At 72.8% G+C, this 26,997-nt stretch carries 26 protein-coding genes; 10 read left to right on the forward strand and 16 right to left on the reverse strand.

The features are described from left to right. The first annotated feature begins 62 nt into the window (after positions 1-62). Positions 63-1,889, forward strand: a complete 1,827-nt coding sequence (locus ACH4FH_RS25515; protein WP_398558203.1) for a sigma-70 family RNA polymerase sigma factor — start codon at positions 63-65, stop codon at positions 1,887-1,889. A 73-nt stretch (positions 1,890-1,962) separates the two neighbouring features. Here the strand turns inward: ACH4FH_RS25515 and ACH4FH_RS25520 are convergent, their stop codons facing one another. Continuing rightward, complete coding sequence (locus ACH4FH_RS25520) at positions 1,963-2,814, reverse strand: hypothetical protein (RefSeq protein WP_398558204.1); 852 nt, start codon at positions 2,812-2,814, stop codon at positions 1,963-1,965. Positions 2,815-2,933: 119 nt separating this feature from the next. Between ACH4FH_RS25520 and ACH4FH_RS25525 the strand changes: the two genes are divergently transcribed. From ACH4FH_RS25525 to ilvD, 4 genes are all read left to right on the forward strand, one after another. Continuing rightward, a complete protein-coding gene (locus tag ACH4FH_RS25525; protein WP_398558205.1) occupies positions 2,934-3,866 on the forward strand; it encodes a Ppx/GppA family phosphatase in 933 nt (310 codons plus the stop codon). Positions 3,867-4,048: 182 nt separating this feature from the next. After that, positions 4,049-4,906 carry a sugar phosphate isomerase/epimerase family protein gene (locus tag ACH4FH_RS25530; RefSeq protein ID WP_398558206.1) on the forward strand — a complete coding sequence of 286 codons (858 nt, stop codon included), beginning with the start codon at positions 4,049-4,051 and terminating at the stop codon, positions 4,904-4,906. Then, the gene (locus ACH4FH_RS25535; protein WP_398558207.1) at positions 4,903-5,571 is read left to right on the forward strand and encodes a TetR family transcriptional regulator; all 669 of its coding nucleotides are present in this window, start codon (positions 4,903-4,905) and stop codon (positions 5,569-5,571) included. Before ACH4FH_RS25530 ends, ACH4FH_RS25535 begins: the two co-directional genes overlap by 4 nt. A gap of 175 nt (positions 5,572-5,746) precedes the next feature. Next, positions 5,747-7,597: a dihydroxy-acid dehydratase gene (ilvD, locus tag ACH4FH_RS25540; protein WP_398558208.1), complete on the forward strand. Its 1,851-nt coding sequence runs from the start codon at positions 5,747-5,749 to the stop codon at positions 7,595-7,597. A 142-nt stretch (positions 7,598-7,739) separates the two neighbouring features. Here ilvD and ACH4FH_RS25545 read toward each other — a convergent pair whose 3' ends face one another. The 3 genes from ACH4FH_RS25545 to ACH4FH_RS25555 form a co-directional block, all read right to left on the reverse strand. After that, complete coding sequence (locus ACH4FH_RS25545; protein ID WP_398558209.1) at positions 7,740-8,039, reverse strand: hypothetical protein; 300 nt, start codon at positions 8,037-8,039, stop codon at positions 7,740-7,742. A gap of 118 nt (positions 8,040-8,157) precedes the next feature. After that, positions 8,158-8,448, reverse strand: a complete 291-nt coding sequence (locus tag ACH4FH_RS25550) for a DUF397 domain-containing protein (RefSeq protein WP_398558210.1) — start codon at positions 8,446-8,448, stop codon at positions 8,158-8,160. After that, a complete protein-coding gene (locus ACH4FH_RS25555; protein ID WP_398558211.1) occupies positions 8,430-9,272 on the reverse strand; it encodes a helix-turn-helix domain-containing protein in 843 nt (280 codons plus the stop codon). Before ACH4FH_RS25555 ends, ACH4FH_RS25550 begins: the two co-directional genes overlap by 19 nt. Positions 9,273-9,441: 169 nt before the next feature. Between ACH4FH_RS25555 and ACH4FH_RS25560 the strand changes: the two genes are divergently transcribed. Then, positions 9,442-9,648, forward strand: a complete 207-nt coding sequence (locus ACH4FH_RS25560) for a hypothetical protein (protein ID WP_398558212.1) — start codon at positions 9,442-9,444, stop codon at positions 9,646-9,648. After that, complete coding sequence (locus ACH4FH_RS25565; RefSeq protein ID WP_398558213.1) at positions 9,645-10,031, forward strand: hypothetical protein; 387 nt, start codon at positions 9,645-9,647, stop codon at positions 10,029-10,031. Before ACH4FH_RS25560 ends, ACH4FH_RS25565 begins: the two co-directional genes overlap by 4 nt. Positions 10,032-10,184: 153 nt before the next feature. Here ACH4FH_RS25565 and ACH4FH_RS25570 read toward each other — a convergent pair whose 3' ends face one another. Further along, on the reverse strand, positions 10,185-12,764 hold the full coding sequence (locus ACH4FH_RS25570; protein WP_398558214.1) for a PQQ-binding-like beta-propeller repeat protein: 2,580 nt from the start codon (positions 12,762-12,764) through the stop codon (positions 10,185-10,187). Positions 12,765-12,946: 182 nt separating this feature from the next. Here ACH4FH_RS25570 and ACH4FH_RS25575 point away from each other — a divergent pair, with 182 nt between their 5' ends. Next, positions 12,947-13,291, forward strand: a complete 345-nt coding sequence (locus tag ACH4FH_RS25575; RefSeq protein WP_398558215.1) for a hypothetical protein — start codon at positions 12,947-12,949, stop codon at positions 13,289-13,291. Positions 13,292-13,321: 30 nt separating this feature from the next. Then, positions 13,322-13,852 carry a hypothetical protein gene (locus tag ACH4FH_RS25580; protein ID WP_398558216.1) on the forward strand — a complete coding sequence of 177 codons (531 nt, stop codon included), beginning with the start codon at positions 13,322-13,324 and terminating at the stop codon, positions 13,850-13,852. A gap of 22 nt (positions 13,853-13,874) precedes the next feature. On the opposite strand, the gene ACH4FH_RS25585 is transcribed toward ACH4FH_RS25580, so the two are convergent. The 8 genes from ACH4FH_RS25585 to rfbH all read right to left on the reverse strand — a co-directional run bounded on the left by ACH4FH_RS25585 (position 13,875) and on the right by rfbH (position 22,589). After that, positions 13,875-14,915, reverse strand: coding sequence for an alpha-ketoacid dehydrogenase subunit beta (locus ACH4FH_RS25585; RefSeq protein WP_398558217.1), 1,041 nt, complete (start codon positions 14,913-14,915; stop codon positions 13,875-13,877). Then, positions 14,912-15,922 carry a thiamine pyrophosphate-dependent dehydrogenase E1 component subunit alpha gene (locus tag ACH4FH_RS25590; RefSeq protein WP_398558218.1) on the reverse strand — a complete coding sequence of 337 codons (1,011 nt, stop codon included), beginning with the start codon at positions 15,920-15,922 and terminating at the stop codon, positions 14,912-14,914. Before ACH4FH_RS25590 ends, ACH4FH_RS25585 begins: the two co-directional genes overlap by 4 nt. Before the next feature lie 46 nt (positions 15,923-15,968). Then, complete coding sequence (locus ACH4FH_RS25595) at positions 15,969-16,190, reverse strand: acyl-CoA carboxylase subunit epsilon (RefSeq protein ID WP_398558219.1); 222 nt, start codon at positions 16,188-16,190, stop codon at positions 15,969-15,971. After that, a complete protein-coding gene (locus tag ACH4FH_RS25600; RefSeq protein WP_398558220.1) occupies positions 16,187-17,896 on the reverse strand; it encodes an acyl-CoA carboxylase subunit beta in 1,710 nt (569 codons plus the stop codon). Before ACH4FH_RS25600 ends, ACH4FH_RS25595 begins: the two co-directional genes overlap by 4 nt. Next, complete coding sequence (locus tag ACH4FH_RS25605) at positions 17,893-18,927, reverse strand: Gfo/Idh/MocA family protein (protein WP_398558221.1); 1,035 nt, start codon at positions 18,925-18,927, stop codon at positions 17,893-17,895. Before ACH4FH_RS25605 ends, ACH4FH_RS25600 begins: the two co-directional genes overlap by 4 nt. Continuing rightward, positions 18,920-20,323: an NDP-hexose 2,3-dehydratase family protein gene (locus ACH4FH_RS25610; RefSeq protein WP_398558222.1), complete on the reverse strand. Its 1,404-nt coding sequence runs from the start codon at positions 20,321-20,323 to the stop codon at positions 18,920-18,922. Before ACH4FH_RS25610 ends, ACH4FH_RS25605 begins: the two co-directional genes overlap by 8 nt. A gap of 99 nt (positions 20,324-20,422) precedes the next feature. Beyond that, positions 20,423-21,187, reverse strand: a complete 765-nt coding sequence (locus ACH4FH_RS25615; protein ID WP_398558223.1) for an SDR family NAD(P)-dependent oxidoreductase — start codon at positions 21,185-21,187, stop codon at positions 20,423-20,425. Positions 21,188-21,284: 97 nt separating this feature from the next. Further along, entirely contained in the window at positions 21,285-22,589 is a 1,305-nt protein-coding gene (rfbH, locus tag ACH4FH_RS25620; protein WP_398558224.1) for a lipopolysaccharide biosynthesis protein RfbH, read from the reverse strand. 243 nt (positions 22,590-22,832) lie between these two features. Between rfbH and ACH4FH_RS25625 the strand changes: the two genes are divergently transcribed. Continuing rightward, positions 22,833-23,462 carry a dTDP-4-dehydrorhamnose 3,5-epimerase family protein gene (locus ACH4FH_RS25625; protein WP_398558225.1) on the forward strand — a complete coding sequence of 210 codons (630 nt, stop codon included), beginning with the start codon at positions 22,833-22,835 and terminating at the stop codon, positions 23,460-23,462. A 62-nt stretch (positions 23,463-23,524) separates the two neighbouring features. Here ACH4FH_RS25625 and ACH4FH_RS25630 read toward each other — a convergent pair whose 3' ends face one another. The 3 genes from ACH4FH_RS25630 to ACH4FH_RS25640 form a co-directional block, all read right to left on the reverse strand. Then, positions 23,525-24,760, reverse strand: coding sequence for a nucleotide disphospho-sugar-binding domain-containing protein (locus tag ACH4FH_RS25630; protein WP_398558226.1), 1,236 nt, complete (start codon positions 24,758-24,760; stop codon positions 23,525-23,527). A gap of 73 nt (positions 24,761-24,833) precedes the next feature. Next, complete coding sequence (locus tag ACH4FH_RS25635) at positions 24,834-25,760, reverse strand: SRPBCC family protein (RefSeq protein WP_398558227.1); 927 nt, start codon at positions 25,758-25,760, stop codon at positions 24,834-24,836. 53 nt (positions 25,761-25,813) lie between these two features. Beyond that, a complete protein-coding gene (locus tag ACH4FH_RS25640; protein ID WP_398558228.1) occupies positions 25,814-26,989 on the reverse strand; it encodes a nucleotide disphospho-sugar-binding domain-containing protein in 1,176 nt (391 codons plus the stop codon). Between the last annotated feature and the right edge of the window lie 8 nt (positions 26,990-26,997).

Consider the following 26,997-nt stretch of genomic DNA (forward strand, 5'->3'; position numbering starts at 1 on the left):
AGGGTTAATAGCGTCCAAGAGAAGAGTGAGCGGCTGCATCATCCGCCTACCGTCGCCGGGTGATGAGCAGCAGGCCCGAGCACCCCAGGCACACCACCGGCGCACACCGGTCGCGCAGCGGCGCGCCCCGCCGGAGCCGGCCGCAGCACTCCGAGCGGCCCGGCCCGCCCGATCCGGCGCAGCACTCCGAGCGGCGCGAGCGGTCCGCCCACCAGGACCGCGCCGACCGCCACGACAGCCAGGGCGGCCCCGAGGGGCAGGAACGCTCGGGGCATTCGGAGCGCTACGACCCGCATCTGGACGGGCTGTTCACGTACTGCCTGTCGGTCCTGTGCCAGCACGACGCGGCCACCGCCGTGCTCGGCGAGGTGCTGGCGCTCGCCGAGCGGCACCACGGCAAGCGGCCCTCCGAGGCAGCCCTCTACCGACCCTGGCTCTACGCCCTGGCCCGCTGGGGCTGTTTGCGCCGGCTCGCCGAGCACACCGGACCGGGCGCCGTCCCCGACGCTGCCTCCGACACCGACCGTCAGCGTGAACTCGCGGTCCTGGCCTGGCCGGAGGCGGCCGGGACCACCCCGGAGCAGCGGGAGGCGCTGGAGCTCTCGGTGCGCCACCGCCTGTCGGCCGAAGAGGTCGCGGCGGTGCTCGGCGCCGAGCCGGTCGCCACCCGCGCCCTGCTCGCCGCCGCGTCCTGCGAGGTCGAGCGGACCCGCGCCGCGCTGGCCGTCGTCGAGTTCGGCCGGTGCCCCGACGTCGCGCGGCTGGCCGGTGACACCCAGATGTTGCTGGGTGCGGCACTCCGCCGTGAGCTGGTGCGCCATGTCGACGACTGCGCCGAGTGCCGGCGGATGGCCGAGCGGACGACCGCGGCCGGGCCCTGGCCGGGCACCGCGCCCGCGGTTCAGGGCGCGTTGCCGCTGGTCACCGCCCCGCGGGAGGCGGTGCTCGGCGCGCTGACGGCGGCGCTGGGCTCCCGCTCCGGCCGTGCCGAGGGCGTGGCGGGTGCGGGCGCCTCGGCAGGCGCGGGCCGCGCGGGCCGCGGTGGCGGAGCAAACGGTTCTCCTAGGTATGACCGCAGCGGTTTCCCGGTCCTTCCCACGGACCGGGCCGCCCGCCGCCGACGGCTGCGCAGCCGGGCGCTGACCACCACCGTCGTCGCGACGGTGCTCGCGGCGCCGGTGCTGGCGCTGTGGGCGGCCTATCGCAGCGCCCCCATGACGGGCGAGACGGACGGCTCGCCCGCCGTGACGGCCAACGAATCGGACAGCGCCGCGCTGGACGGCCGTCCGTACGAGAACGCGGGCAACGCCCGGACGACCCCAGAGCCCGGCTTCTCGGCCGGTGCGGGCACCCCCGATGTGTCGGTCGAGGTGATCAGCGTGGACGGCACGCCGTTGCGGCCCGGCGAGCCGACGGGCGCGCGGACGGGCCCGGGGCGGCTGACCGTCAGTGCGCAGCCGAGCGGCCACACCACCGTCATCACGCTGAGCGCCTCGGGAGGCGAGCCGGTGCGCTGGCGGGCGACGTCCGGTGCCGCCTGGCTGCAGATGAGCCATACGGCGGGGGAGCTGCTGCCGGGGGAGTCCACCACGATCACGGTCTATGTCGACCACGACCGGGAGCCCGCGGGCCACTGGCGGGCCAAGATCACCATCGGTCCCGGCGCCAGCGCCGTCACGCTGGAGGGCTACGGCGCGACCGGTCCTGCCCCCGGCCCGAGCCACCCTCGGCCCACGGACCCGACGCCGCCGACCTCGGACCCGACGCCGACGCCGACCGACCCCACGCCGACCCCGACGGACCCGACATCCCCGCCCACCGAACCGACCCCGACCGGGACGACCCCGACGTCGTCACCGTCCGACACGACCGGTTCCCCGACGAGCTGATACGCAGCGGGGCCGCCGGGAGATACCCGACGGCCCCGGTGCGGGCACGCTGCCGCCCGCTGCGGCGTGAGCGCTACTTCCGCGGCGGATCAGCCGGATGCGGCGCCATCGGCAGCGTCGCCGCCAGCCGCTCCTCGCAGAGCTGCGCGAGTTTGGCGTACCCCTTCTTGCCCATCAGCTCGGTGAGCTCCGGCTTGTACGACACGTACACCGGGTCGCCCGCGCCGTGCGCGGAGGTCGCCGAGGTGCACCACCAGTGCAGGTCATGGCCGCCGGCGCCCCAGCCGCGGCGGTCGTACTCGCCGATCGTGACCTGGAGGATCTGGGTGTCGTCCGGCCGGTCGATCCAGTCGTAGGTACGTCGGACCGGCAGCTGCCAGCAGACGTCCGGCTTGGTCTCCAGGGGCTCCTTGCCCTCGCGCAGCGCGAGGATGTGCAGCGAGCAGCCGGCGCCGGCCGGGAAACCGGGGCGGTTCTGGAAGATGCACGAGCCCTCCCAGCGCCGGGTCTGCCGTTCGCCGTCCTCGTCCTCCTGCACCCAGCCGGACGCGGTGCCGACATCGTGGAACTCCCACAGGTCCGGCGTGAGACGGGCCACGTTCTCGGCCACCCGCTTCTCGTCGTCCTCGTCGGAGAAGTGCGCGCCGAGCGTGCAGCAGCCGTCGTCCGCGCGACCGGCCTGGATGCCCTGGCAGCCGCTGCCGAAGATGCACGTCCAGCGGGAGGTCAGCCAGGTCAGGTCGCAGCGGAAGAGCTGCTCGTCGTCGGCCGGGTCGGGGAAGGTGACCCAGGCGCGGGCGAAGTCGAGGCCGACCTCGTCGGCCGGAGCCCCGTGCGCGGGCTGCGCTCCCTTGTCCCCGGGAGTGCGCCGCTTCGCGTCCTTCTTCAGGGATTTCTCCTGCTTCGCCTTTTTCGTCTTAGCCACCACTCCAGCCTACGACCTGGGTGCCGGTGGCTCGTCCACGTCATCCCCGGGGAGCGCCGGCGACCGAGGGTGGAGGGGTGGCCGACCACCGGTCACCGCCCCGGCAGTAGGTTTCCCGTATGAGACTCGGTGTCCTCGATGTGGGTTCGAATACGGTCCATCTCCTGGTGGTGGACGCGCACCCGGGCGCGCGCCCGCTGCCCGCCTATTCGCACAAGGTGGAGCTGCGCCTCGCCGAACTCCTCGACGAGGGCGGCGCGATCAGCGACGGCGGGGTGGAGCGGCTGGTGCACACCCTCCGCGACGCGATGCAGGTGGCCGAGGACAAGGGCGTCGAGGACGTCCTGCCGTTCGCCACCTCCGCGGTGCGTGAGGCGCCCAACAGCGAGGAGGTGCTGCGCCGCCTCGCGCTGGAGACCGGCGTCGAGCTGCGGGTGCTCTCCGGCGAGGACGAGGCGCGGCTCACCTTCCTCGCGGCCCGCCGCTGGCTCGGCTGGTCCGCCGGCCGGCTGCTGGTGCTGGACATCGGCGGCGGCTCACTGGAGATCGCCTACGGCCTCGACGAGGAGCCCGACGCGGCGGCCTCACTGCCGCTCGGCGCGGGCCGGCTGACCGGCAGCGACCTGCCGGGCGATCCCCCCGGCAGCGACGACGTACGGGCGCTGCGCCGCCGCATCCGGGCCGAGATCGCCCGCGTCGTGAGTGATTTCACCCGCTACGGAACGCCCGATCATGTCGTCGGGACCTCCAAGACCTTCAAGCAGCTCGCCCGGATCGCGGGCGCGGCGCGCTCGGCCGAGGGGCTGTACGTCCAGCGCGAGCTGTCCCGCAAGACGCTGGAGGAGTGGGTGCCGAAGCTGGCCGGGATGTCCGCGCTGGAGCGGTCCGAGCTGCCCGGGGTGTCCGAGGGCCGCTCCCGCCAGTTGCTCGCCGGGGCGCTGGTCGCCGAGGCGGCGATGGACCTGTTCGGGGTCGAGACGCTGGACATCTGCCCGTGGGCGCTGCGCGAGGGCGTCATCCTGCGGCGGCTCGACCACCTGCCCACGACATGAGCCGCGGACTGCCGGCATGAGCCGGCACCAGGGCGTGTCCCGCTGACGTAAGACACGTCACACTCCGCACGCCCCAGGAGGGCGCGTCACACCCGTAAGTCCCCGTCTCACCGCCCTCCGGGCTCACATGGAGCGGTGGGGATGCCGCCAGGCGCGGAAGCCGGTCGTCCGGACCTCCCTCCATGGGCCCGGTCTCGGCCCGTACGCTGTCCCTCGTGACAGAGCCAGTGGTGCGCATCCCCGATGCGAAGGTCGCCCTGTCCACGGCCTCGGTCTATCCGGAGTCGACGGCGACGGCCTTCGAGATCGCCGCGCGCCTGGGCTACGACGGCGTCGAGGTCATGGTGTGGACCGATCCGGTCAGCCAGGACATCGACGCGCTGCGCCGGCTCTCGGACTACCACGGTGTGCCGGTGCTGGCCGTGCACGCACCGTGCCTGCTGATCACCCAGCGGGTGTGGTCCTCCGACCCGTGGGTCAAGCTCCAGCGGGCGCGCAACGCCGCGGAGAAGCTGGGCGCCTCGACGGTCGTGGTGCACCCGCCGTTTCGTTGGCAGCGCGGTTACGCACGGGAATTCGTGCGCGGCGTGTGGCGGATGGAACACGAGACGGACGTGAAGTTCGCCGTCGAGAACATGTACCCGTGGCGCTACCGGGACCGCGAGATGCTGGCGTACGCGCCGGACTGGGACCCGACCAACGACGACTACCGGCACTTCACCGTCGACCTGTCGCACACCGCCACGGCCCGCAACGACGCCCTGGACATGGTGGCGCGGATGGGCGACCGGCTGGCGCACGTCCACCTCGCCGACGGCAACGGCTCCGCCAAGGACGAGCACCTGGTGCCCGGACGCGGCAGCCAGCCCTGCGCCGATCTGCTGGAGCGGCTGGCAGCCACCGGCTTCGCCGGGCATGTGGTCGTCGAGGTCAACACCCGCCGGGCGATGTCCGCCGCCGAACGCGAGGCCGACCTCGCCGAGGCACTCGCCTTCACCCGCCTCCATCTCGCCTCGCCGACCTGGGTTCCGGGCTCGTGAGAGGTGGGCGGGGCGCGGACGCGTCGGACGCCGCCTCGCCCGGTGAGGAGCCGGCTGCCGCACCGGCCGCCCGCAGGCGGGGCCGCCCGGCCCGCGCCGGGGCCGACGCCGGTCCGGGGGCGCGTGAGCGGATCCTCGCCGCGGCCCGCACCGAGTTCGCCGCGCGGGGCTACGACAAGACCTCGGTGCGCGGCATCGCCAAGGCGGCCGGGGTGGACGCGGCGCTGGTGCACCACTACTTCGGCACCAAGGAGCAGGTCTTCGAGGCGGCCATCGAGCTGACCTTCGCCCCGGCGCTGACCATGCCGGAGGCCATCGCCGGCGGCGGCGCCGACGTGGGCGAGCGGATGGCCCGCTTCATGTTCGCCGTCTGGGAGAACCCCGTCAGCCGGCAGCCGCTGCTGGCGATCATGCGCTCGGCGCTCACCAACGACACCGCCGCCACGGTCCTGCGGGGGCTCATCGAGCGCCGGCTGCTGCAGCGGGTGGCCGGTGAGCTCCAGGTGGCCGACCCGAAGTTCCGCGTGCAGATGGCCGCCGGGCACCTCATCGGGATCGCCATGCTGCGCTACGTGATCAAGATGGAGCCGGTCGCCTCCGCGGAGGTGGAGGAGATCATCGCGATGGTCGCGCCGACGCTGCAGAGGTATCTGACCCAGCCGTGAACCGGGCCCGCCGCGGCCGGGGCCCCGCCCGTGGTGTCCGCACTGCGGGCAGTTGTCTCACATGGCGGAGGGGGCGTCCGGATCTTGGATCAGGGGCGTAATCTCGAAGCCCAGCTGATATGTGCGCCGCACGTATCGCGACCGGCGACGTACGAACCCCGAGGGAGTGACCATCGTGCCCGAGCTGAGGTCCCGCACTGTTACCCATGGCCGCAACATGGCCGGCGCCCGAGCCCTTATGCAGGCTTCCGGCGTAGCGCGCGAGGACTTCGGTAAGCCGATCATCGCCGTCGCCAACAGCTTCACCGAGTTCGTGCCTGGCCACACCCACCTCCAGCCGGTGGGACGGATCGTCTCGGAGGCGATCCACGCCGCGGGCGGCATCGCACGCGAGTTCAACACCATCGCGGTCGACGACGGCATCGCCATGGGCCACGGCGGCATGCTCTACAGCCTGCCCTCGCGCGACCTGATCGCCGACTCCGTCGAGTACATGGTCGAGGCGCACTGCGCCGACGCGCTGATCTGCATCTCCAACTGCGACAAGATCACGCCGGGCATGCTGATGGCCGCGATGCGGCTCAACATCCCCACGGTCTTCGTCTCCGGCGGCCCGATGGAGTCCGGCAAGGCGACGCTGGTGGACGGCACCGTCCGCACCCTCGACCTGGTCGACGCGATCTCGGACGCGGTCAACGACAAGATCTCGGACGAGGACATCCTCCGCATCGAGGAGAACGCCTGCCCGACCTGCGGTTCCTGCTCGGGCATGTTCACCGCGAACTCGATGAACTGCCTGGCCGAGGCCATCGGCCTCGCCCTCCCCGGTAACGGCTCCGTGCTGGCCACCCACACCGCCCGCAAGGCGCTGTACGAGAACGCCGGCCGCACGGTCGTCGAGATCACCAAGCGGCACTACGACCAGGACGACCACACCGTCCTGCCGCGCAACGTCGGCAGCCGCGCCGCTTTCGAGAACGCCATGGCCCTGGACATCGCCATGGGCGGCTCGACCAACACGATCCTGCACCTGCTCGCCGCGGCGCAGGAGGCCGGCCTCAGCTTCGACCTGGACGACATCAACGCCGTCTCCCGCCGGGTGCCCTGCCTGGCGAAGGTCGCGCCGAACGTCGCGCCCGGCGGCACGTACTACATGGAGGACATCCACCGGGCGGGCGGCATCCCCGCCATCCTCGGCGAGCTCTACCGCGGCGGCCTGCTGAACGAGGACGTGCACACGGTCCACAGCGCCTCGATGGAGGAATGGCTCAAGACCTGGGACGTGCGGGGCGGCTCCCCGTCCGACGAGGCCGTCGAGCTGTGGCACGCGGCCCCCGGCTGCAAGCGCTCCGCGACCGCCTTCTCGCAGTCCGAGCGCTGGGCGAGCCTGGACACCGACGCCGAGGGCGGCTGCATCCGCGACATGGCGAACGCCTACTCCGTCGACGGCGGCCTGGCGGTCCTCAAGGGCAACATCGCCGAGGACGGCTGCGTCGTGAAGACCGCGGGCGTGGACGAGTCCATCTGGACGTTCGAGGGCCCGGCCGTGGTCTGCGAGTCGCAGGAGGAGGCCGTCGACAAGATCCTCAAGAAGCAGGTCAAGGAGGGCGACGTCGTCGTCATCCGCTACGAGGGCCCCAAGGGCGGCCCCGGCATGCAGGAGATGCTCTACCCGACGTCCTTCCTCAAGGGCCGCGGCCTGGGCAAGGCCTGCGCGCTGGTCACCGACGGGCGCTTCTCCGGCGGCACGTCCGGCCTGTCCATCGGCCACGCATCCCCCGAGGCGGCGGCCGGCGGCACCATCGCCCTCGTCGAGGACGGCGACCGCATCCGCATCGACATCCCCAACCGCGGCATCGAACTCCTCGTGGACGACGCGACGCTGGCGGCCCGCCGCGAGGCCCTCGGCGGCGTCTACGCCCCCAAGCAGCGCGAGCGCAAGGTCTCGCAGGCGCTGCGCGCGTACGCGGCGATGGCCACCAGCGCCGACAAGGGCGCGGTGCGCGACGTGAGCAAGCTCGGCTGAGTGCCCCTCGGGGCATGACGGAACGTCCCGGCCCCGTCCCGCTGTTGTCAGCGGGGCGGGGCCGACGTCGTTCGAGGCCCGGTTATTCGTCCCTGTGCGCGACCGGACAGGAATGAACAACCGCAACGTTGCGGAATGTCGGTCAGCCCATGTCGCCGCTGAGCCAGGCGAGCAGTCCGGCCGTTGCGGGAGTGCCCAGCACGAGGAGGGCGCAGGCGGCGTAGGACTGCCCCATGCGCATCGTGTGTTTGGCGCGCAGGGCGAGCCAGGCGGCCACCCACGGGAGGAGCACGGGCGCGAGAGCGGCGAGGTGCCACTCCTGGTGGTGGACGGCGAGGGCGATCAGCAGCGGCGGGAGGAGCAGGGCGCCCAGGGTGAGGTAGAGGATCTTGTTGAGGATCCGCTCGCTCGTGGCTGCGCCCGCGTCATAGAGCGGCCCCATGGCCCTCTCCTCCCTGTCGTGACCCGATGCCTGCCGTGAACCCGGCAGGTCACACCGCGCGATGGTGGTAGCCGCCGCCGATCACCGGGGCGATTCGGCCGGGCTGCCTGCGAGGGCGTCAGGCGTCGGCCAGTGCCTTGTGCTTCACGGCGGTGATGAAGGAGGTCCAGGAGGCCGCCTCGAAGATGAGGGCGGGGCCGTGGGGATCTTTGGAGTCCCGGACGGGGATGAGGGCGGGGTGGTTGTCGGCTACCTCGATGCAGGCGCCGCCGTCGGGGTTGCTGTAGCTGGACTTGCGCCATGCGGCGGCGGTTAGGAAGTCGTCGGAGACCTCGATGCACTGGCCGCCGTCCGGGTTGCTGTACGTGCTCTTGCGCCAGGTGACGGTGCTCAAGTCGATGGATCGCACGGCACTTCCTCCAACATCCGCATGACGAACTTCCGCGACTCGGCCGGGCTCAATGCCAGGTCACGCACCGCATCGTACGCGCGTTGCAGACGCTCAACGGGGCTTGTTTCCTCGATGAGTTCGCCACGGTGGGCATTTTCGGTATAGGCGACGGTGCGACCATCCGGCAGGCGCAGGAACATCACATCGGTACTTACCAGCGCGTGTGGTCCAGAGTCATGAGGGAGCACATGGAGCGTGAGATTCGTACGTTCAGCTGTCTCGACCAGGCTCTCAAGTTGCCTTCGCCACTGCTCGCCGTCCGTCAGTGAAGTCCGCAGCACGGCCTCGGACAGGATGGTGCGGAACGGCGGCGCGTCGTCGCCCGCCAGCAGTTCGCGTCGACCTATGCGCGCCTCAACCTGTCGTGTCAGCTCTTCGCCTTTGGCGCCGCCTGCGGCGAGCACGGCGTGTGCGTACCCCTCCGTCTGAAGCATCCCGGGAAGAATGCTCACCCCGTAGTGCCACAGGCTCAACGCTTCCGCTTCCAGCGTCATATAGCGGCGATACCGCTCCTTGAACTGCGTAGGATCCCCCGCCGCCAACTCCCAAAGGGCCAGCAGCAATCCCGGTGTCCCGTAGTGCTGGTCGAGCGCCTGGACGACCTCCGGGCTGCCCAGTGTCTGGCCGCTCTCCATCTTGCCGAACAGGGAGGAGTCCCAGCCCAGTACCTCGCCGAGCTGCCGCAGGCTGTCCCCTCTCTGCGCCCGCAGTAATCGCAGCTCCTCCGCGAACCGTTGGCGTGGCTCCTGACTGCGACCGGTGACCGCTCGCCTCGGCGGCATGGTGCCCTCCTCCGTGGAAGGTGTGGAACTAACGGGCCGGGGCGTGGAATTACGGCCCGTCACGGGCGATTTCACCCGCCGTCGGCTGCATCCTCGTAATGCCCGGACCACTCAGCGTAGTCGTGGCCCGGTGCCTCGGACAGAGAAACGAAATGACGGGAGCGGCAGCATGACGAGGGAACACGCAGAGGCCGAGGCGGCACGCGACGAGTTGGCGGCCGCGCTCCAGCGGGTGGACGTGGTGCTGCCGTCACTGTGCGTCGATCCGATGTCCTACAGCTACGAGCAGCCCAGCCCCCTCATCGAGTTGGGGCGCTGCAACCTCGCGACGGCCCACCAGCTCATCGCCGCGCTCAAGAAGGCGGCGTCCCGGTGATCGCGCGCCTGGTGCGGCTCCTCGCGCACCTCTTACCGGCGTACGGAAAGCACCGTGCCGCCGCCGCGCCGGAGCCGTCGCCCGCACCGGCTCTCCGCCGCCCTCGCGCCCCGTTGCCGCGCCACAAGAGCCCCTACGCCCGTGACGCCGTCGAAGACCGCCCCCTCATGGACACGTCCAGCCCCGTACGCCCCTACCTGCTCAGCCGTCATCGCAGGTGGCGGGAGAGCCAGGACAGCCCGGAGCGAGCGGCGCAGGCGGAACGCCGGTGGATGCTCGACATGGCGCTGCGCGGTATCGACGTGGGGCCGGTCGTGATCCACGGCGTGCGTCTCCGTGGTGCGGGCACCGGCGGCCGCGTGTCCCGCCCGGCGGCGGCCTGAGATGGCCGTCCGGGAATCCACGTACCTCTCCCCGGCCTGCCACGTCGGCACGCATGCGAAGTGCGACAAAGGCATCGCAGTGGCCGACACGGTCCCGGGTGTCCGGCGCGAGCCCTGCGTCTGCCGCTGCCACCAGGGCGGTGGGCCCGGCCTTCACCAGCCCGCCGGGTCCTTGGTCGCCGTCGCGAAGACCGTGCCGTCGGGCGAGGCCGCGTAGATCCGGCCGCGCGGCGCGTCGACCAGCGGCACGGGCAGTGTCTCCAGGAACCCGTGGTGCCGGCCGGTCGACAGCCGGGGCGGGGTCTGGCCGAGCATGGCGCCCTTGGTGGTGTCGACGGCCATCAGCCGCCCGTCCGCGGCGGAGAAGTACAGCCGGTCGCCGTTCACCACCGGCGCGGAGCCCCGGCTGACCGACGTCTCCACATCCCACCTGCGTTCCCCGACGGCCTGGAGTGCCCCGCCCTCGGCCAGCAGATAAGCCGTCTCGCCGTGCACCACGGCGCTCACGCCGTCGAGCGGCGCGTTGAGCTTGAGGCGCCGGGTGTGCCCGGTCTTCGGGTCGTAGCGGACGACGGCGGTGGTGCTGAAGGTGAACGTCGGGTCGGTGGCGGTCAGATAGAGGTCCCCGGAGGCGCCGACCCCGGCCGGCATGAGGGAGCCGGGCAGCCGCTTCTGCCAGCGGAGCCTGCCGTCGGCCGGATCGATGGCGGTGAGCTGGGTGCTCCCGCCGTCGGGGCCGGGCTCGGCGGCGAAGGCGGTGTGCGGGTCGCCGAACGTGGCGAAGGCCGCCAGCCCGTGGTCGGGGAACTTCTTGCGCCACCGCTGCCGGTGCGTGGCGCTGTCGAGCGCGGTGACCGTGCCGTCCCCGGCGGTCAGCAGCACCCGGTCCCCGATGACCAGTGCCCCGCCCTCGTACCCCGAGACGTCCTTGCTCCAGCGCGTCGCGCCCCTGCCCTCGGCCGACGGGTCGAGGGCCTCCAGCCGCTTGCCGTCGGGGGTGAAGACGTACAGCAGCCCGCCGGACAGCACCGGGGCGCTCGGCGGCATATCGGTCTTGGCGTGGGAGTCCGCCGTACGGCGCCACGCCAGGCGGCCGGTGTCCGGGGTGAGCCGGGTGGCCCGTACGCCGGACTGCGCGCAGAAGACCGCGCCGGTGTCGGCGGAGGAGCGGCCGGAGCCGCCCGCCGGGGGCATCGTGCAGAACGGCATCTCGGCGCGGTAGCCCTCGGGGCGTTCGATGAGGGCGGTGCGCCACGGGTGGAAGGCGGCGCGGTCGGCGCGTGGCGGGTGGGTCTGGAGCGCGGGGTCCTGGCCGGGCGCGTCGTCGGACAGGGCTTGGAAGCCCGCGAAGGCGGCGGCCCCGGCCACGACGAGTGCCACCGCGGCGCGGACCGCTCGGCGGCGGAGCGGGTGGGGGCGGCCGGGACGTCCGGCATCGGGGTGGCCTGCGGTGCCCGCGGGCCCGGTGGGAGCGACGGGCCCGGCGGGAGGGGCGCCCTCGGGCCCGAGGGCTTCCGGGCGGCGGGCGTCCGGCGGGGCCGTGCCGGCTCCCGCGTCGTCGACCGCGTCATCGGCCGGGCGCGCGGCGCCGGGGACCGGCCCGGCGAGCGGCGTTCCGGCAGTCCCGGAAGGCGGTGCCGGGACGCCGTCCACGGGGCCCGCCACCGGCATACGGGCACGGACGTGTGTGGCATCGGCCCGTTGCGGCGCGGACTCGGCGCGTACCGGCCGTCGTTGACCCGGTATCCGGGCGGCCCCCTCGACCGCTCCGTCCGTGCCCGCGGGCTCCCCGCCCGCCGCTGGTCCGCCCGACTCGCCCTCGCCAGGACCGCTCGCCGCGCCGCCCCGCGCACGCGCGTGCAGCTCGTCAAGCAACTCCGCGTGCAGCCGGTCGTGCACCTCGGTGGGCGTATCGGAGTGCAGCCGTGCCATCAGGGCGTCCGGCGTGGGCCGGTCCTCGGGATGCTTCGCCAGACAGCCCTCGATGAGCGGCGCCAGCTCCGGCGGCACGCCCGTCAGGTCCGCCTCGTCGTGCACCACCTGATACGCGACGATGTACGGGCTCTCGGAGTCGAACGGCCCGCTTCCGGTGGCGGCGTGCACCAGCACCGAACCCAGCGCGAAGACGTCGGCCGCAGGACCCACCTCGCGCGGGCGCTGGAACTGCTCGGGGGCCATGAACGGCGGCGTCCCGATCAACTTGCCGGTCTCGGTCCGCATCTCGCTGTCGGACGGCCGCGAGATGCCGAAGTCGATGACTTTCGGCCCATCGGCGGCCAGCAGTACGTTTCCCGGCTTCAGATCGCGGTGTACGACCCCGGCGCGGTGGATGTCGCGCAGCGCCTCCGCCAGCCCCGAGGCCAGCCGGCGTACCTCGGCGGGCGCCAGGGGACCATTCCGTTTCACATGATCCGAGAGCGTCGGGCCGGGAATGTGCAGGGTCGCCATCCAGGGCCGCGCGGCGTCCGGATCGGCGTCCACCACCGGCGCGGTGAAGGCCCCGCTGACCCGCCGGGCAGCCGCCACCTCCTGCCGGAACCGGCCCCGGAACTCCGGGTCCTGGGCGAATTCGGCGTGGATGACCTTGACCGCGAGCAGCAGTCCGGAGGACGAGCGCGCCAAATGGACCACGCCCATGCCGCCGGAGCCCAGGCGCGCCTCCAGGCGGTACTGCCCGGCGTATTCCGGACGCTCCGCTTCCGGGCCGCCCCCGGAATCGCGCAGCGACGGCATCCTTCCACCCCCGTGTCAGTCCCCATGCCATTCGGTCGCAGGTGCGACGCGCGGAGCCTAGTCGATGGTGCGTACGACATGAATGAGGCTTGCTAGCGTGCGAGTTGCGGGGCCTTGGACGCCGCGCGCCGAGCGCCTGGCGACAACAGGGGCGCCGGCATCACGCAACGGGGGAGCAGGACATGAGCACACAGGACGTTCAGGGCTACCTGGAACCGGCCGCCACCGGGGTGGCCGACGACGACATCGCGCCGGCCACCCTGGCGACGGCCGCCCGCCGTACCTACGCCACCGCGCCGGGCTACCGCGTCAACATCCGCAAGGAACCCAGCACCGACTCCCTGGTCGTCGGACACCTCGATGGCGGATCCCGCGTCGAGATCCGCTGCCAGCGGCACGGCGAGCGGGTCAGTGGCCCGTACGGCACCTCCGACATCTGGGACAACATCGGCCCCGGCCGGTACCTCTCCGACACCTACGTCGACACCGGTAGTGACGGCTTCGTCGCGGGGCCCTGCACCGGCTGAGCCACCGGGCCGCCGGGGATAATCGATGCCATGAGCGACGAGCAGACCATCACCGGCGGCCCCGAGCGGCCCGGTCCCGAGCCGGAGGAGATCCGGTTCTTCGGCACCACCTGGGTCGAGCACGACGGCGGCTACGGCCTGCGCCGGGCCGGCGTCGCGGCCGGTTCGCTGGCGCTCGCCGCGGCCGGCGCGGTCGTGCTGCGCTTCGCCTTCCAGGGCCTGGCGATCGCCGACGTCGGTGGCTTCGTCGGCATCCTGGTCGTCGCCGGCTTCGCCGTCTGCAGCGCTCTCGCCTTCCGGCGCACCTGGGACGGCTTCACCCGCCGCCCCGACCCGTCCGCCGCGAGCACGGCCGACAAGTCGTCGCAGGGCCTGCAGCTGATCGGCTTCATCGGCTCGCTCCTCGCCTACTTCTGCCGCAGCCTCGTCGAGGCACCCGGCGAGAAGCTGCACCGCGCCGAATACGCCGCGGCCCGGGAGCGCCATGAGCGCCGCCGAGGTGCCCGCACCGGCAACCCGGCGGCACGGAAGGCCAAGGCCACGGGGAAGAAGCGCCGGTAGCCGGCGGCGGGGGCATACCCGCTCAGTACGGCCCGATGAAGCCCGCTGTGACGTCGGCCAGCTTGGGGATCACCCGGCGCTCCGCGCCCACCAGGTCCAGGCAGGCCGCCGCGATGCGGTCCGCGTTGGGGTGGAACGCCTCCTCCAGAGGGTGGGACACCGGGGCCGGGCAGTCCGGCGGCGTCACCCGGCGGACCGGCTGCCGCAGGTCGCCCAGGGCCCGCTCGGCCACGACCGCGGCCACCTCCGCCGCGAAGCCGTAGCTGCTCCAGCTGGTGTCGGCGACCACCAGGCGTCCCGTCCGGGCCACCGAGGCGCAGATCAGGTCGGTGTCCAGCGGCCGGATGCTGCGGACGTCGACCACCTCCACGCTGACGCCCTGACCGGCGAGCAGGTCCGCCGCGCGCTGAGCCTCGTGCACCATCAGCGAGGCGGCCACGACCGTGACGTCGGTGCCGTGGCGGGCGATCCTGCCCCGGCCGAAGGGGACCGGCACGGCCTCCTCGGGGACCTCGCCGGTGACCTGGTACAGGCCGCGGTTCTCCATCAGCACCACCGGGGTCTGCGACCGCAGCGCCTGGACGAGCAGGCCCTTGGCGTCCGCCGGTGAGGCGGGCGCGGCCACATACAGGCCGGGGAAGTGTCCGAAGACCGCGTGCAGGCTCTGTGAGTGGGTCGCGCCCTGGCCCCAGCCCCGGCCGACGACGCCCCGGGTGACGACCGGCACACCGCCCTGATTGCCGTACATGTAGCGCCACTTGGCCGCCAGGTTGATGAGTGCGTCCATCGCCAGGAACATGAAATCGGCGCGGGAGTGGACCATCAGCGGCCGGCGCCCCATCGCGGCGGCGCCGACGGCGATACCGGCACAGGCGTTCTCGGAGTTCGGCAGGTCCCACACCCGGGACGGCCCGAAGCGCTCGAACGCGGCGCGGGTGGTCCCGTAGATGCCCGTGGGGTCGTCCACGCCCTCGCCCGCGACGAAGACCCGGGGGTCGTCGGCCATGCACTGGACGGTGGCCTCGCTGATCGCCTGCCAGTAGGTGAGTGTGCGTGTGGTCACTGGTTCCTCCCGCTGTGCGCGGCGGTCGGCCGCGGTTCGTAGGCGCCGTCGAGCAGATCCGCGACGTCGGGGAAGGCGGCGGCCCGTGCGCGGTCGACGGCCTGCCGCGTCTCGGTGCGGAACTCCGCCGTCCACCGGTCGATCCGGTCGTCGATGGCCGGATCGGACTCCCGCAGGGCGTCGGCCGCGCCACGGATGGGGCAGCGGCCGATCCAGGAGTCCACCTCGGCCCGGGGGCGGTAGCCGCCCGCCTCGTCGTGGTCCCACCCCGGCCCGACGTGCTCACGCCAGCGATAGGTGACCAGCTCCAGAAAGTACGGGCCGTGCCCGGAGCGGCAGTGGGCCAGCGCCTCCTCGGCCGCCCGGTGGACGGCCAGGACGTCATTGCCGTCCACGAGCCGGGCAGGCATGCCGTAGCCGCGTGCCCGTTCCCGGATGGCGTGGCCCGCGGGCTGCCGGGCGGCGAGCGGTGAGGCGATGGAGTAGCCGTTGTTCTCGCAGACGAACACCACCGGCAGCCGGTGCAGTTGGGCGAAGTTCAGCGCCTCGTGGAAGGTGCCCTCCTCCGACGCGCCGTCCCCGAAGAACGTCAGCGCCACCCGCGGTGACCGCTCCATCGCGAACGCCCAGGCCGCGCCGACGGCGACCGGGATCATCTCGCCGAGGATGGCCGCCGAACCGCCGAAGCCGGCCGCGGTGTCCACCAGGTGCACCGAGCCGCCCCGGCCGGCGGCGCAGCCGGTGCGTTTGCCGTACAGCTCGGCGACCATCGCGTCCAGGTCGCCTCCCTTGGCCAGGTAGGGCGCGTGCGAGCGGTGGCCGGCGTAGACGACATCGGTGCGGTGGGCCGCCGCGCACACGCCGACCGAGGTGGCCTCCTGGCCTATGGAGAAGTGGACGGGGGTGCGCATCTCCTGCTCGTCGCGGTACAGGTCCGCCAGCGTCTCTTCGACACCGCGGATGCGCACCATGTCGCGTACCAGCCGGTGCTGGAGCGGGGGCGTCATCGGGATTCCTTTCGGGTAGCGGAGCGGGGCGCGGTGGGGCGCGGGGTCACGGCGTCCGCCAACCGGGACGGGGCCGGGCGGCCCAGGCGTCGGCGGCGGGCGCCGCTTCGCCGGCCCGGGGCCACATCGGGTGCGGGGGGCGTGCCGGGTCCGGTTCCTCGACGGACGCCCGGGTCAGCGACATCAGGGCGACGGTGAGCACCGCCACCTCCTCCGGCGTCGGATTGCCCCGCACCACGCGCAGGGCCGGGGTCTGCGGTCCGCTCACTGGGGCTGGTTCCCGTGCTTGCGGCTGGGCAGCGCGGTGTACTTCGAGCGCAGCATGCGCAGCGCGCCGATGAGCCGGGAGCGGGTCTCGGCCGGGTGGATGACGTCGTCGACCAGCCCGTGCTCGGCGGCGTAGTACGGGTGCATCAGCTTGTCCTGGTACTCGTCGATGAGCTGGGACCGGGTGCGCTCGGGGTCGTCGGATGCGGCGATCTCCCGCCGGAAGATGACGTTCGCCGCGCCTTCCGCGCCCATCACGGCGATCTCGTTGGTCGGCCAGGCCAGGGTCAGATCCGCGCCGATGGACTGCGAGTCCATGACGATGTACGCGCCGCCGTACGCCTTGCGCAGCACCACCGAGATCCGGGGCACGGTGGCGTTGCAGTACGCGTACAGCAGCTTGGCGCCGTGCCGGATGACGCCGCCGTGCTCCTGGTCCACCCCGGGGAGGAACCCGGGGACGTCCACGAGGGTCACCAGCGGGATGTTGAAGGCGTCGCAGAACTGGACGAAGCGGGCGGCCTTCTCGGAGGAGGGGATGTCCAGCACACCGGCCAGGGCGCTCGGCTGGTTCGCGACGACCCCGACGACCTGTCCGCCCATCCGGGTCAGCGCGCAGATCACATTGCCCGCCCACTGCTGATGGACCTCGAAGTACTCGCCGTCGTCGGCGATCTCGGTGAGGACGGCGCGCATGTCGTAGGCGCGGCCGCGCTCGGCCGGCACGAGGTCCACCAGCGACTCGGTGCGCCGGTCCACGGGATCGTCCACGGCGGCGGCGGGCGGCAGTTCGCGGTTGTTGGCGGGCAGCAGCGACAGCAGGTACCGCACCTCCGCGAGGCAGGTCTCCTCGTCGTCGTAGGCGAACTGCGCGACACCGGAGACGCTGGTGTGCACATCCGCGCCGCCCAGTTCGTTGTGGCTGACCGCCTCGCCGGTGACGGCCTGCACCACGTCCGGGCCCGTGATGAACATCTGCGAGGTGTCGCGCACCATGAACACGAAGTCGGTGAGCGCAGGTGAGTAGGCGGCGCCGCCCGCGCAGGGGCCGGTGATCACGCTGATCTGCGGGATGACACCGGAGTTGCGGACGTTGCGCTGGAAGATGCCGCCGTAGCCCGCCAGCGCCGTGACGCCTTCCTGGATGCGGGCGCCCGCGCCGTCGCACAGGCCGACGATCGGGGCGCCGGCCGCGGCGGCCATGTCCATGATCTTGTGGATCTTGGTGGCGTGCGCCTCGCCGAGGGCCCCGCCGAAGATGCGGAAGTCGTGGGCGTAGACGAAGACCTCCCGGCCGTCGACCAGGCCCCAGCCGGTGATGACACCGTCCGAGTGCGGGCGCCTGGCCTCCATGCCGAATCCCGTCGCCCGGTGCCGGCGCAACCCCTCGACCTCGGTGAAGGAGTCCTTGTCGAAGAGCAGTTCCACGCGTTCGCGGGCGGTCAGCTTGCCCTTGGCGTGCTGTGCCTCGGTGGCCTTCGCGCCGGGACCGGCGAGCACCTGCTCCTGGAGGCGCACCAGATCGGCGATGCGGTCGGCGGTGGAGCGTACCGGCTTCTCGCCGGTGGGATAGGGGGCGTGGGAGGCGGGCGCGGGCGGACGCGGTGCGGGAGTCGGGTGGCCGGCCGCTCCGTCGCCGTCGGCATCTCGCCCGGGCGCCGGGCGCCCTCCCAGGTGTGTCCCGGGGGTGTCGTTGATGACGGTCATGTGCGTCCTTCCACTGCGTGGGTGGTGAGTGGCGTCAGGCGCCGCCGGTCCGCTCGGCGGATCCCGTCGAGCAGTTCCGCCCGCCGGAGCACGGCGTCGGCGGCAGGGGTGCCGGTGCGGCAGGCCGCGACGAAGTCCGTCACGGCGAGGATGACTTGGTCGGCAGGCGCGAGGCGGATCTCCTCGCTTCGCCCGTCGCGCTCCAGCCGGACCGCGGGGTGGTGATCTGCCGGAAGGGTGAAGGCCCGTTCCACCCGTATCCGCCCTCGGGATCCCCACAGTTCGTAGGCCGAGCGGTAGCTGTGGTCCATGCCGAAGGTCAGCTGCGCGCTCAGCCCGTCGTCGGTGTGCAGCAGGGCGGCGCCGGAGGTCTCCACGGCGCCACGGTGCGGGTCGTCACCGTGGCGCAGGACCGCGCCGGTCACGGTCAGGCGGTCGCCGAGGAAGTGAACGGCGGCTCCGACCGGGTAGATCCCGATGTCCAGCAGGGCGCCGCCGCCCAGCTCGGGGGCGTAGCGGATGTCGTCGGCCGGCAGCGGGGGAACGGCGAACGAGGCGCTGAACGCCCGCAGTTCACCGATCGCCCCGTCCCTGACCAGCTGACGCACCGCGGCGTGCTGGGGATGGTGGACGAACATGACGTTCTCCCGCAGCACCAGGCCGCGGCTCTCGGCCAGGGCGAGCAGCCGCCGGGTGGTGGCCGGGTCCTCGCTGAGCGGTTTCTCCGCCAGGACGTGCTTGCCGGCCAGCAGCGCCGCTTCGACCCACGGCGCGTGCAGGGAGACCGGCAGCGGTACGTACACCGCGTCGACGTCCGGCCTGGCCAGCAGCGCCGCGTAGCCGGTGACGGGGTGACAGCCGTGACGGGCGGCCAGTTCGGCGGCCCGTCCGGCGTTGCGGGCGGCGACCGCCGTGACCACCGCCCCGGGCACGGCGTCGAAGGCCGGCAGCATCCGGCGCCTGGCGATCTCGGCGCACCCCAGTACGCCGATGCGCAGCGGGGGGTTCGGCGCTTTCGCCCGCTCAGCCATGGCTTCCGGACTCCCGCGCGTCCAGGCAGGCCATCAGGGTGCGTGCCTGGACGTTGACGCAGTGGCCCTGCTGGTTGAGCTGGGCGAGCTGGCCCGGTGTCATCCAGCGGTAGCCGTCCGGCGGGGTGAGCACGGCGGCTTCGGGGGAGTCGTCGACGTCGATGACCAGATAGCGGCTCACCGCGTCGAGGAAGCGTCCGCCCTCCTCGGAGTGCAGTGCCTCGTACCGGATGTGCGACGCCGGTGCGTGCAGTGCCAGGTCCAGGAACGGGGGCCGTTGCGCGGTGGGCAGTTCGGCGTAGTTCCGCGGGGTGTACATCACCGTCGGGGCGATCTCCACCGACTCGCGCAGCCCGCCTTCCAGCCGGGCGGGCGCCAGCAGATGCGGCACCCCCTCGATCCGGCGGGTCAAGAAGGCCACCAGACCTCGCCCGCGCGGCCGGATCAGCGGCTGGGTCCAGCTGGTGACCTCGCGGCTGCGTGCCTGGACGGACGTGGCGACAACGTCGAAGTAGTGGCCCTCCGCGTGGTGGATGGCCGCCTCCTTGCGGACCCAGTCCGGGAGCCCGGCCAGCGGTACCGGGTCGGCCCGCACATGGTGGCGGGCGCGGGCGGCGGTGAGCCAGGTGCGCAGTTCGGCGTCGGTGTGCAGGGCTGCCGCGCCATCGTCGTCCGCGCGCGGCAGGCAGGAGAGCACCGTGCGCGAGTCCATGTTGACGAGCAGGTCCTGGCGCAGCAGTGCGGTGAGCTGGCCGAGGGTGAGCCAGCAGAAGTCGTCGTGCGGCGGGACGTCCTCATGCGTCTCCACGATCATGTTGCGGTTGTGCTTGCGCCAGAACCACGAGCCGTGTTCGGACTGGAGCACATCGGCCAGCACCCGCCCGCGCCCACCGGTGAAGAACTCCAGGTAGCGCACGTCCGCGCCCCGGTGCACCTTCGTGTAGTTGCTGCGGGTGGCCTGCACCGTGGGGGAGAGCTGGAGGAGATTGGGGTTGCCCGGCTCCATCTTGGCCTGCATCAGGAAGTGCAGCACCCCGTCGAACTCCTTGACGAGGATGCCGAGAATGCCGATCTCCGGCTGTCGGATGACGGGCTGGTGCCACAGCCGCGCGCCGTCGTCCACGTTGACCCGCAGCCCCTCCACGCTGAAGAACCGGCCCGTGTGGTGCACCAGGTTGCCGGTGCCCGGGTCGGTGGACCAGCCCTCCAAGTCGTCGAAGGCGATGGGGGTGACGCGGAAGGGATGCGCCAGCCGGCGCCCGGCGAACCAGTCGTCGAACTGCCCGAGCCCGAGATGGACGCCCTCGGTCGTGGCCGCGGAACGGGCGATGCGCGCGGCCTGGCGGGCGTCCCTGCGCGGCCGCAGCACGGCGGGCGCCGAGAGCGTGGATGACATGCGGGAGACTCCTTGGGTGCGTACGGAACGGTGGCCCCGTGGCCGGCGGAGTGGGACGACGGGGCGGGCGGGGGTGGCGGGGAGCGGCCGTGACGGTGGTCAGCGGCCGCCGGCCACCGTCAAGGACTCGCCGGTGATGTTCCGGTTGGCCCCTGAGCACAGGAAGGCGACCGCCTGGGCGATCTCCTCGGGTTCGCTGAGGCGCCCGGTCGGGGTCGCCGCGATCTCGCGGGCGCGGACCGGCTCCGGCAGGCCCCTGAGCATCCGTTCGGTGGCGGTCAGTCCGGGACAGACCACATTGACCAGCAGTCCGTCGCCCCCCAGGTCCCACATCAGACTGCGGGCGAGGCCGTGCAGCCCGGCCTTGGCCGCCCCGTAGAACTCCTGCCCACGGTTGCCGCCGAGCGCGTTGTGGGAGGAGATCAGCGCGATCCGGCCCCAGCCGCGGCGGCGCATGCCCGGTACGGCGTGCTGCACGGTGCGGATCACGGGAGCGAGGTTGCCGTCCACGACGGGCAGCCACTCGTCCTCCGGCACGCTCTCGAACGGAGTGCCCGGCTTCCGGCGCACCCCCCACCGCACCGCGTTGGCGACCAGCACGTCCAGCGCGCCCCAGCGCTCCTCCACCGCCGCCACCACGCGGGCGGGCGAGGCAGGGTCGTCGAGGGCGTAGGGGACGGGGAAGGCGCGGTCGCCGTTCTCGCCGCCCAGTTCCCGGGCCAGTTCCTCCGCGGCGGCCCGGTCGGTGCGGTAGGAGACCGCGACCTTCGCGCCCTCGGCGGAGAACGCGCGGGCCACGGCCCGTCCGATACCGCTGGTGGCGCCGGTGACCAGGACGGTACGCCCGTTCAGGCCGAGATCCATGTCCGCTCCTTTTGCTGGCTGCGGGTGAGAGGGGAGAAGGGGGGTGGAGAGGCGGGAGGCGGGCCGGGACAGCGCGGCCGGCGGGGCGGGAGGTGCCTCATCCGCGCGCCCCCACGAACTCCTTCACCGAGGAGATGACGTAGTCGAGCATCTCGTCGGTCAGTGCCGGATAGACCCCGATCCAGAAGGTGTGCTCAGTGATCAGGTCGCTGTTGGTGAGGTCGCCGACGACCCGGTGCGGCTGGTGGACGTAGGCCGGCTGGCGGGTGAGGTTGCCGGCGAACAGCCGCCGGGTGCCGATCTTGCGACCCTCCAGGAAGTCGACCAACTCGGCACGGGTGAACGGGCTGCCGGGGCGCACGGTGAGCACGAACCCGAACCAGCTCGGGTCACTGTCCCGGGTCGGCTCCGGCAGGATCAGGTGCGGCAGGCCGGCCAGGCCCTCGCGCAGCCGGCGCCAGTTGCGACGGCGGGCGGCGGTGAACTCGTCCAGCTTGCCCAGCTGGGTCAGTCCCAGAGCGGCCTGGAGGTCGGTCGCCTTCAGGTTGTAGCCGATATGGGAGAAAATGTACTTGTGGTCGTACCCGTGGGGCAGGTCGCCCAGCTGATAGTCGAAGCGCTTGAAGCAGGTGTTGTTCTTGCCCGGCTCGCACCAGCAGTCCCGCCCCCAGTCGCGCAGCGACTCCACCACACGGGCGAGCTTGAGGTTCGAGGTCAGCACACAGCCGCCCTCGCCCATCGTCAGGTGGTGGGCGGGATAGAAGCTGACGGTGCTCAGATCGCCGAAGGTGCCGGTGTTGCGGCCCCGGTAGGTGGTGCCGACCGCGTCGCAATTGTCCTCGACGAAGAACAGGTCGTGATCCTGGGCGAGTTGGGCCACCTCCTCGACCTCGAAGGGGTTGCCCAGCGCGTGCGCGATCATGATGGCCCGGGTCTTGGGGCCGATGGCCGCGGCGACCCGTTCCGCGGTGGTGTTGTAGGTGCCCAGTTCGACATCGATGAAGACCGGCACCAGTCCGTTCTGCACGATGGGATTGACGGTCGTGGGGAAGCCGGCCGCCACCGTGATCACTTCGTCGCCCGGCGCGAGCCGGCGCTCGCCGAGGGTGGGGGAGGTCAGTGCGGTCAGCGCCAGCAGATTCGCGGAGGAACCGGAATTCGTCAGGTGCGCCTTGCGCAGCCCCAGCCGGCGGGCGAACCGCGACTCGAACATCCGTGAGCTGGGCCCTGCCGCGATCCGCATGTCCAGCGCCGCCTCCACCAGCGCGGCCCGGTCGTCCGCGTCGAGGGTCGCGCCGGACGGCCAGATCTCCGTCACGCCCGGCACGAAGGGCATCTCGTCCGCCACCTGCTTGTGGTACCTGCGGACCTCGTCCAGGATGAACGCCTTCTCGTCGGGCATCCCCGGTTCTCCTTCACGGTCGACTCGGCCCCTCGGGGCACCCGTTCCGTACGGCTGGCGGGCGTATGTCTACGTACGGCTCACACCCTGCGGGAGCGGCCTAGAAGGGAACTTGACGCCGGATGGACCGTGGCGCCGTGGGCGGTGCCACCGGCCCCGTACCGGCACTCCGTACCGGCACCCCGGGGCGCTGCCTCTCGCGCGTCCAGCGCGCCTTGAGCGGACCGCCCTACCGTGCGCGCGGTGGACATCCAACAGACGGCGGTAGCCGACGCCTACCGGATCACGCCTCGGCTGCTGTCCGACTCCCGGGGCACCTTCCACGAGTCGTTCCGCCACGACCAACTGGCCCGCGAGACGGGGCACTTCTTCGTTCCCCGGCAGGTCAACTACTCCTCGTCCCGGCGCGGTACCCTGCGCGGCCTGCACGGGGTGCTGCTGCCGCCGGGCCAGGCCAAGTTCGTCTCCTGCGTCCGGGGCTCGGTGCTGGACGTCGTCGCCGACGTGCGGCCGGGCTCGCCGACCTACGGCGCGCACACCGCGTCGGTGCTGGACGCGGACGGCGGCGCGGGCGTCTTTGTCGCCGAGGGGCTGGTGCACGGCTTCGTGGCCCTCACCGACGATGCGTGTGTGAGCTATCTGTGCTCCACGGAATTCGTCCCCGGCACCCAGATCGACATCTGCCCGTTCGACCCTGACCTCGCCCTGCCCTGGCATCTGGGCCTCACCGGCGAGCCGCTGCTCTCCGACAAGGACGCCCGCGCCCCCGCCCTGTCCGCCGTAGCCGACCAGGGTCTCCTGGCCACGTACGAGGAATGCCGGTCCCGGTACGCCGAGAACCGGCGGGAGGGAGTCCGGCGGGAGCGCAGCTAGGGCAGCCGCGCGGGGGCGATGGCACCCGTATCACCGCCCGGCGCCGTCCCTGCCGGTGACCGCTACGAGTTGGTCGGGAGTGCCTGGAGGGCGGGGACGGACGCGGCGGGGGTGGGCAGGGTGTGGATCTCGTCCTGGAGGCGGCGGGCCGCCGCGCGGAAGGTGCCGGCCGGGGCGTCGAGCATGGCGCGGGCGGTGTCGGTGAGAGGGGTGTGGCCGTGGGCGTTCAGGGATGCCGCTGCCTGGGAGAGGTGGCGGGCGGCGCCGACGGCGGCGAGGCGGGAGGCGGTCAGCAGCTGCTCGGGGCGGGGCGGGACGATCAGCTGGGGCACGCCCGAGGCTGCGGCCGACATGCCGGTGGCGCCGTTCCCCTGATGAATGATCAGGGAGCAGGCGGGCAGCCACAGGTGGAGCTCCGAGAAGGGGATGAGCTGGACACCCGGGGGCGGGTCGGGCAGTGCCGCCCGCTGCCCGGCGGTGAGCGCCAGGACGGTGGCCACGCCGTCAGCGGCCAGGGCGCGGGTGGTGGCCAGCAGCGGGCCGGCCGGCGGGGCGTCGGGCTCCCAGGCCACCAGGGCGCGGGGCGTGCCGGACCCGTTGCCGGCGCCGGGCGCGGGAGCGGTGAATGCCGTGAGGTCCGGCTCCCCCGCACCGTGGTACGGAAGGTGGCGGACGGACAGCCGGCGCACTGTGGAGGGCATCCGCAGGCTGGGCGGGCAGGGGTCGATCCACACGTCAGGGGTACGTGTGGGGTCGGCGCCGTACCGGTCGCACAGGCGGCGGTAGTCGGGCAGGGGAGCGCCGTGCGGGCCGCCGTGTTCGAGCTGGAGGACCGCCGGCCCGCCCCACTGGTGGTGGGCCAGTGGGACGCCCAGGACGTCCGCCGTGACGCCGCCGGCGTAGGTCGAGGCGTCACTGACGACGAGCTCGGGGCGCCACCGGCGGGCGAACGGCAGCAGGCCGGGCAGCATGCCTTCGGCGATGCCCACCTGACGCGCCACCAGCTTGGCCAGGACGCGGCGCTGCCCGGAGCCGAGGGCGGCAGTTCGCAGGGGCCAGTTGATCGGCCAACCGGGCTCACTGCCGGGGGAGTTCGGGCCGTTCGTTACGGACGGGGCGGGTAGCGGGGGCACCTCGCCCACCGGGACGGGGGTCAGCCCCGCCGCGGCGACCGCGCCGGCTCCGGCGGGCGGCACGGCGACCAGCACCTCGTGCCCGGCGGCCCGGCAGGCCCAGGCCAGCGGCACCATCGGGTGGAGATGGGAAGGCGCGGACCAGGTCGAGAAGAGGATGCGCACGGTTCTCCTTGAGGGGACGGCCGGGCGTGCGGTGCACGGACACCTGGAGGGCGGAGGGCGCGAGGGGGAGTCGTCAGACCCGGTGACCGGTGCCGGTGGCGAGGTCGTCCGCCGCCCGGGCGTCCAGCCACTCCAGGAGCCGGTGGCGTGCGCCATCGGGAGCGGCGGGGTCGTCGCCGAGAGTGTCCGGCCGGACCACCGCCAGTTGTTCGGCCGTCACCCGGACCCCGTCGGCCGCCGAACGCAGCCGCCACACGCGGCGGTGCAGCGCGAACTCCGGTGCCGGATCGAGGTGTTTGAGGACGAGGGTGTGCGGGGCGCGGGTGATGCGCACCGAGCGTGCCGGGGAGCTGGAGCCATCCGGGCGGGCGGTCTCGGCGGTGGTGAACTCGGCGCTCTCAGCCGCGTCCGGGGCGGTGTCTCCCAGGGCCCGCGCCAGTCGCGCGTAGACCTCCGGCAGGGTTCCGGGGACCACGGCGCTGCGCTCGGCACGCAGGACCGAACGGGCCTTCGCCGCCCGCTCCTCGACCGCTTCCTTCAGCGTCCGCATCTGCAGGGCGCCGTGCCGGTCCAGCTCCTCGCGGGTGTCGGCGGGGTCCCCGTCGCAGGTGAACCAGTGGTGGGACTCGACCCGGCAGCGGCCGTCCCCCTCGGGGAGGAAGAGCCATTCGCCGCCCAGGCGCCGGATTGCGCCCACCGTGCCCTCCTGCTCGAACTCCATGCGCAGCTCGGCGTCGTGCACCCGGCGCCGGGACTGCCAGATGCGCAGCCCGCCCTCGGGGCCCGGGCGCACCGCCCAGAACCTCGACAGGTCTTCGATGCCGTGGCGTTCGACGACCTCGGTGTGGGTGATCCACGGGTAGAGCAGGGGCCAGTTCAGCACGTCGGTGAGCGTGCGGTGGACGACGTCGGCGGGGGCGTCGACCGTGATGGCGGCTCGGGTGCGGTGGACCTCGGAGGGTGCCGTCGTGGCGGTGTCCGCGGTGGTCGCTGTGGTCACTGCTGCTCCTCACAAGGGGGCGGTCGGTGGCGGATGGTGCGGTGGTGCGTGGGTCAGGCCGCTGCCCGGCTCTCCAGGTAGCCGACCAGCTCGGCGGGGGCGGGCATGGCCTGAATCTCGGCCTGGATGGCGCGGGCCCGTTCGGTGTGGCCCGGGTCTTCGAGCACCGCGGTGACGGCGGCGGCCAGCGCGCCCGGCTCGGCCTGGCGGCTCCGGTCGAGGTTGATGCCCGCCCCGGAGTCCGCCATCAGATCGCCCCACAGCCACTGGGTGTTGTCGTCGGTCTCGGGCACCACGATCTGCGGTATCCCGTGGGCCAGGCCGGTCATGCCGCTGCCCGCGCCGCCGTGGTGGACCAGTGCCCGGCACCCCTGGAGCAGGACGCCCAGTGGCACCCAGCCGGTGGGCCGGACATTGTCCGGGAGCGGGCGACCGCCGGTGTCGAGATCCTTGACGGCCAGCAGCACCTCGGCGTCCAGACCCGCGAGTTCGTCGAGGAGTTGCGGCTGACGGTCGTTGAAGTTGGTGGTGGTGATGCCGCCGGTGACGCAGACGCGCGGCCGGCCGGAGGTGCGCAGCAGCCAGTCGGGAACTTCCCCGGGGCCGTTGTAGGGGGTGTAGCGCACCGGAACGCGGGGGACCCGCGAGGGCCGACGGAGTGCGGGCGGGCACGGGTCGATCCAGGTGTCGGTACCGATCCGCGGCTCCAGCCCGAAGCGCTGGAACATCCGCAGGTAGGCGGGCGGTACCTCCTTCTCGTCGAGGAAGTACAGCCCCACCGGCTGGCACCAGCTGAAGCCGACCGCGGGCACCCCCGCGGCGGCGGCGCCGACCAGCCCGGCCACCGCACCGATGTCGTAGACGACCAGGTCGGGTCGCCAGGCGCGGGCGAAGGCCACGACGTCGTCGGCGAGCGAGTCGGCCAGCCCGATGAGCTGGCTGCCCCAGCTGAGCCGGCGCTCCTCGGGCCAGTCGAGCGGGCCCATGGGCCAGTCGTCGGGGAGCCGTTCGGGACGTTCGGCGGCGTCGGGGATACGCCAGCCGGCGAACGCGTCCCCGGCGTCACGCCGGCCGACGGGGACCGCGACCAGACCGGCGGCCTTGACCCGGTCCACAGACTGCGGACGGGCCGCGATCCGTACCTCGTGGCCGGCGAGCTGGGTGGCCCAGGCCAGGGGGACGGCCCAGGGGACATGACTTGCCCCGTGGGCGACGAACAACACGCGCATCGAGTCTC

It is taken from the genome of Streptomyces sp. NPDC017993 (assembly GCF_044328065.1).
Lineage (GTDB): Bacteria > Actinomycetota > Actinomycetes > Streptomycetales > Streptomycetaceae > Streptomyces.

What these genes read in the sequence shown, in the direction of transcription:
- ACH4FH_RS25515 (WP_398558203.1), top strand. Translation starts at nt 63, where the DNA reads ATGAGCAGCAGGCCCGAGCACCCCAGGCACACCACCGGCGCACACCGG.
- ACH4FH_RS25525 (WP_398558205.1), top strand. Translation starts at nt 2,934, where the DNA reads ATGAGACTCGGTGTCCTCGATGTGGGTTCGAATACGGTCCATCTCCTG.
- ACH4FH_RS25530 (WP_398558206.1), top strand. Translation starts at nt 4,049, where the DNA reads ATGGGCCCGGTCTCGGCCCGTACGCTGTCCCTCGTGACAGAGCCAGTG.
- ACH4FH_RS25545 (WP_398558209.1), bottom strand. Translation starts at nt 8,039, where the DNA reads ATGGGGCCGCTCTATGACGCGGGCGCAGCCACGAGCGAGCGGATCCTC.
- ACH4FH_RS25555 (WP_398558211.1), bottom strand. Translation starts at nt 9,272, where the DNA reads ATGCCGCCGAGGCGAGCGGTCACCGGTCGCAGTCAGGAGCCACGCCAA.
- ACH4FH_RS25560 (WP_398558212.1), top strand. Translation starts at nt 9,442, where the DNA reads ATGACGAGGGAACACGCAGAGGCCGAGGCGGCACGCGACGAGTTGGCG.
- ACH4FH_RS25570 (WP_398558214.1), bottom strand. Translation starts at nt 12,764, where the DNA reads ATGCCGTCGCTGCGCGATTCCGGGGGCGGCCCGGAAGCGGAGCGTCCG.
- ACH4FH_RS25575 (WP_398558215.1), top strand. Translation starts at nt 12,947, where the DNA reads ATGAGCACACAGGACGTTCAGGGCTACCTGGAACCGGCCGCCACCGGG.
- ACH4FH_RS25580 (WP_398558216.1), top strand. Translation starts at nt 13,322, where the DNA reads ATGAGCGACGAGCAGACCATCACCGGCGGCCCCGAGCGGCCCGGTCCC.
- ACH4FH_RS25590 (WP_398558218.1), bottom strand. Translation starts at nt 15,922, where the DNA reads ATGACGCCCCCGCTCCAGCACCGGCTGGTACGCGACATGGTGCGCATC.
- ACH4FH_RS25600 (WP_398558220.1), bottom strand. Translation starts at nt 17,896, where the DNA reads ATGACCGTCATCAACGACACCCCCGGGACACACCTGGGAGGGCGCCCG.
- ACH4FH_RS25605 (WP_398558221.1), bottom strand. Translation starts at nt 18,927, where the DNA reads ATGGCTGAGCGGGCGAAAGCGCCGAACCCCCCGCTGCGCATCGGCGTA.
- ACH4FH_RS25610 (WP_398558222.1), bottom strand. Translation starts at nt 20,323, where the DNA reads ATGTCATCCACGCTCTCGGCGCCCGCCGTGCTGCGGCCGCGCAGGGAC.
- ACH4FH_RS25615 (WP_398558223.1), bottom strand. Translation starts at nt 21,187, where the DNA reads ATGGATCTCGGCCTGAACGGGCGTACCGTCCTGGTCACCGGCGCCACC.
- rfbH (WP_398558224.1), bottom strand. Translation starts at nt 22,589, where the DNA reads ATGCCCGACGAGAAGGCGTTCATCCTGGACGAGGTCCGCAGGTACCAC.
- ACH4FH_RS25640 (WP_398558228.1), bottom strand. Translation starts at nt 26,989, where the DNA reads ATGCGCGTGTTGTTCGTCGCCCACGGGGCAAGTCATGTCCCCTGGGCC.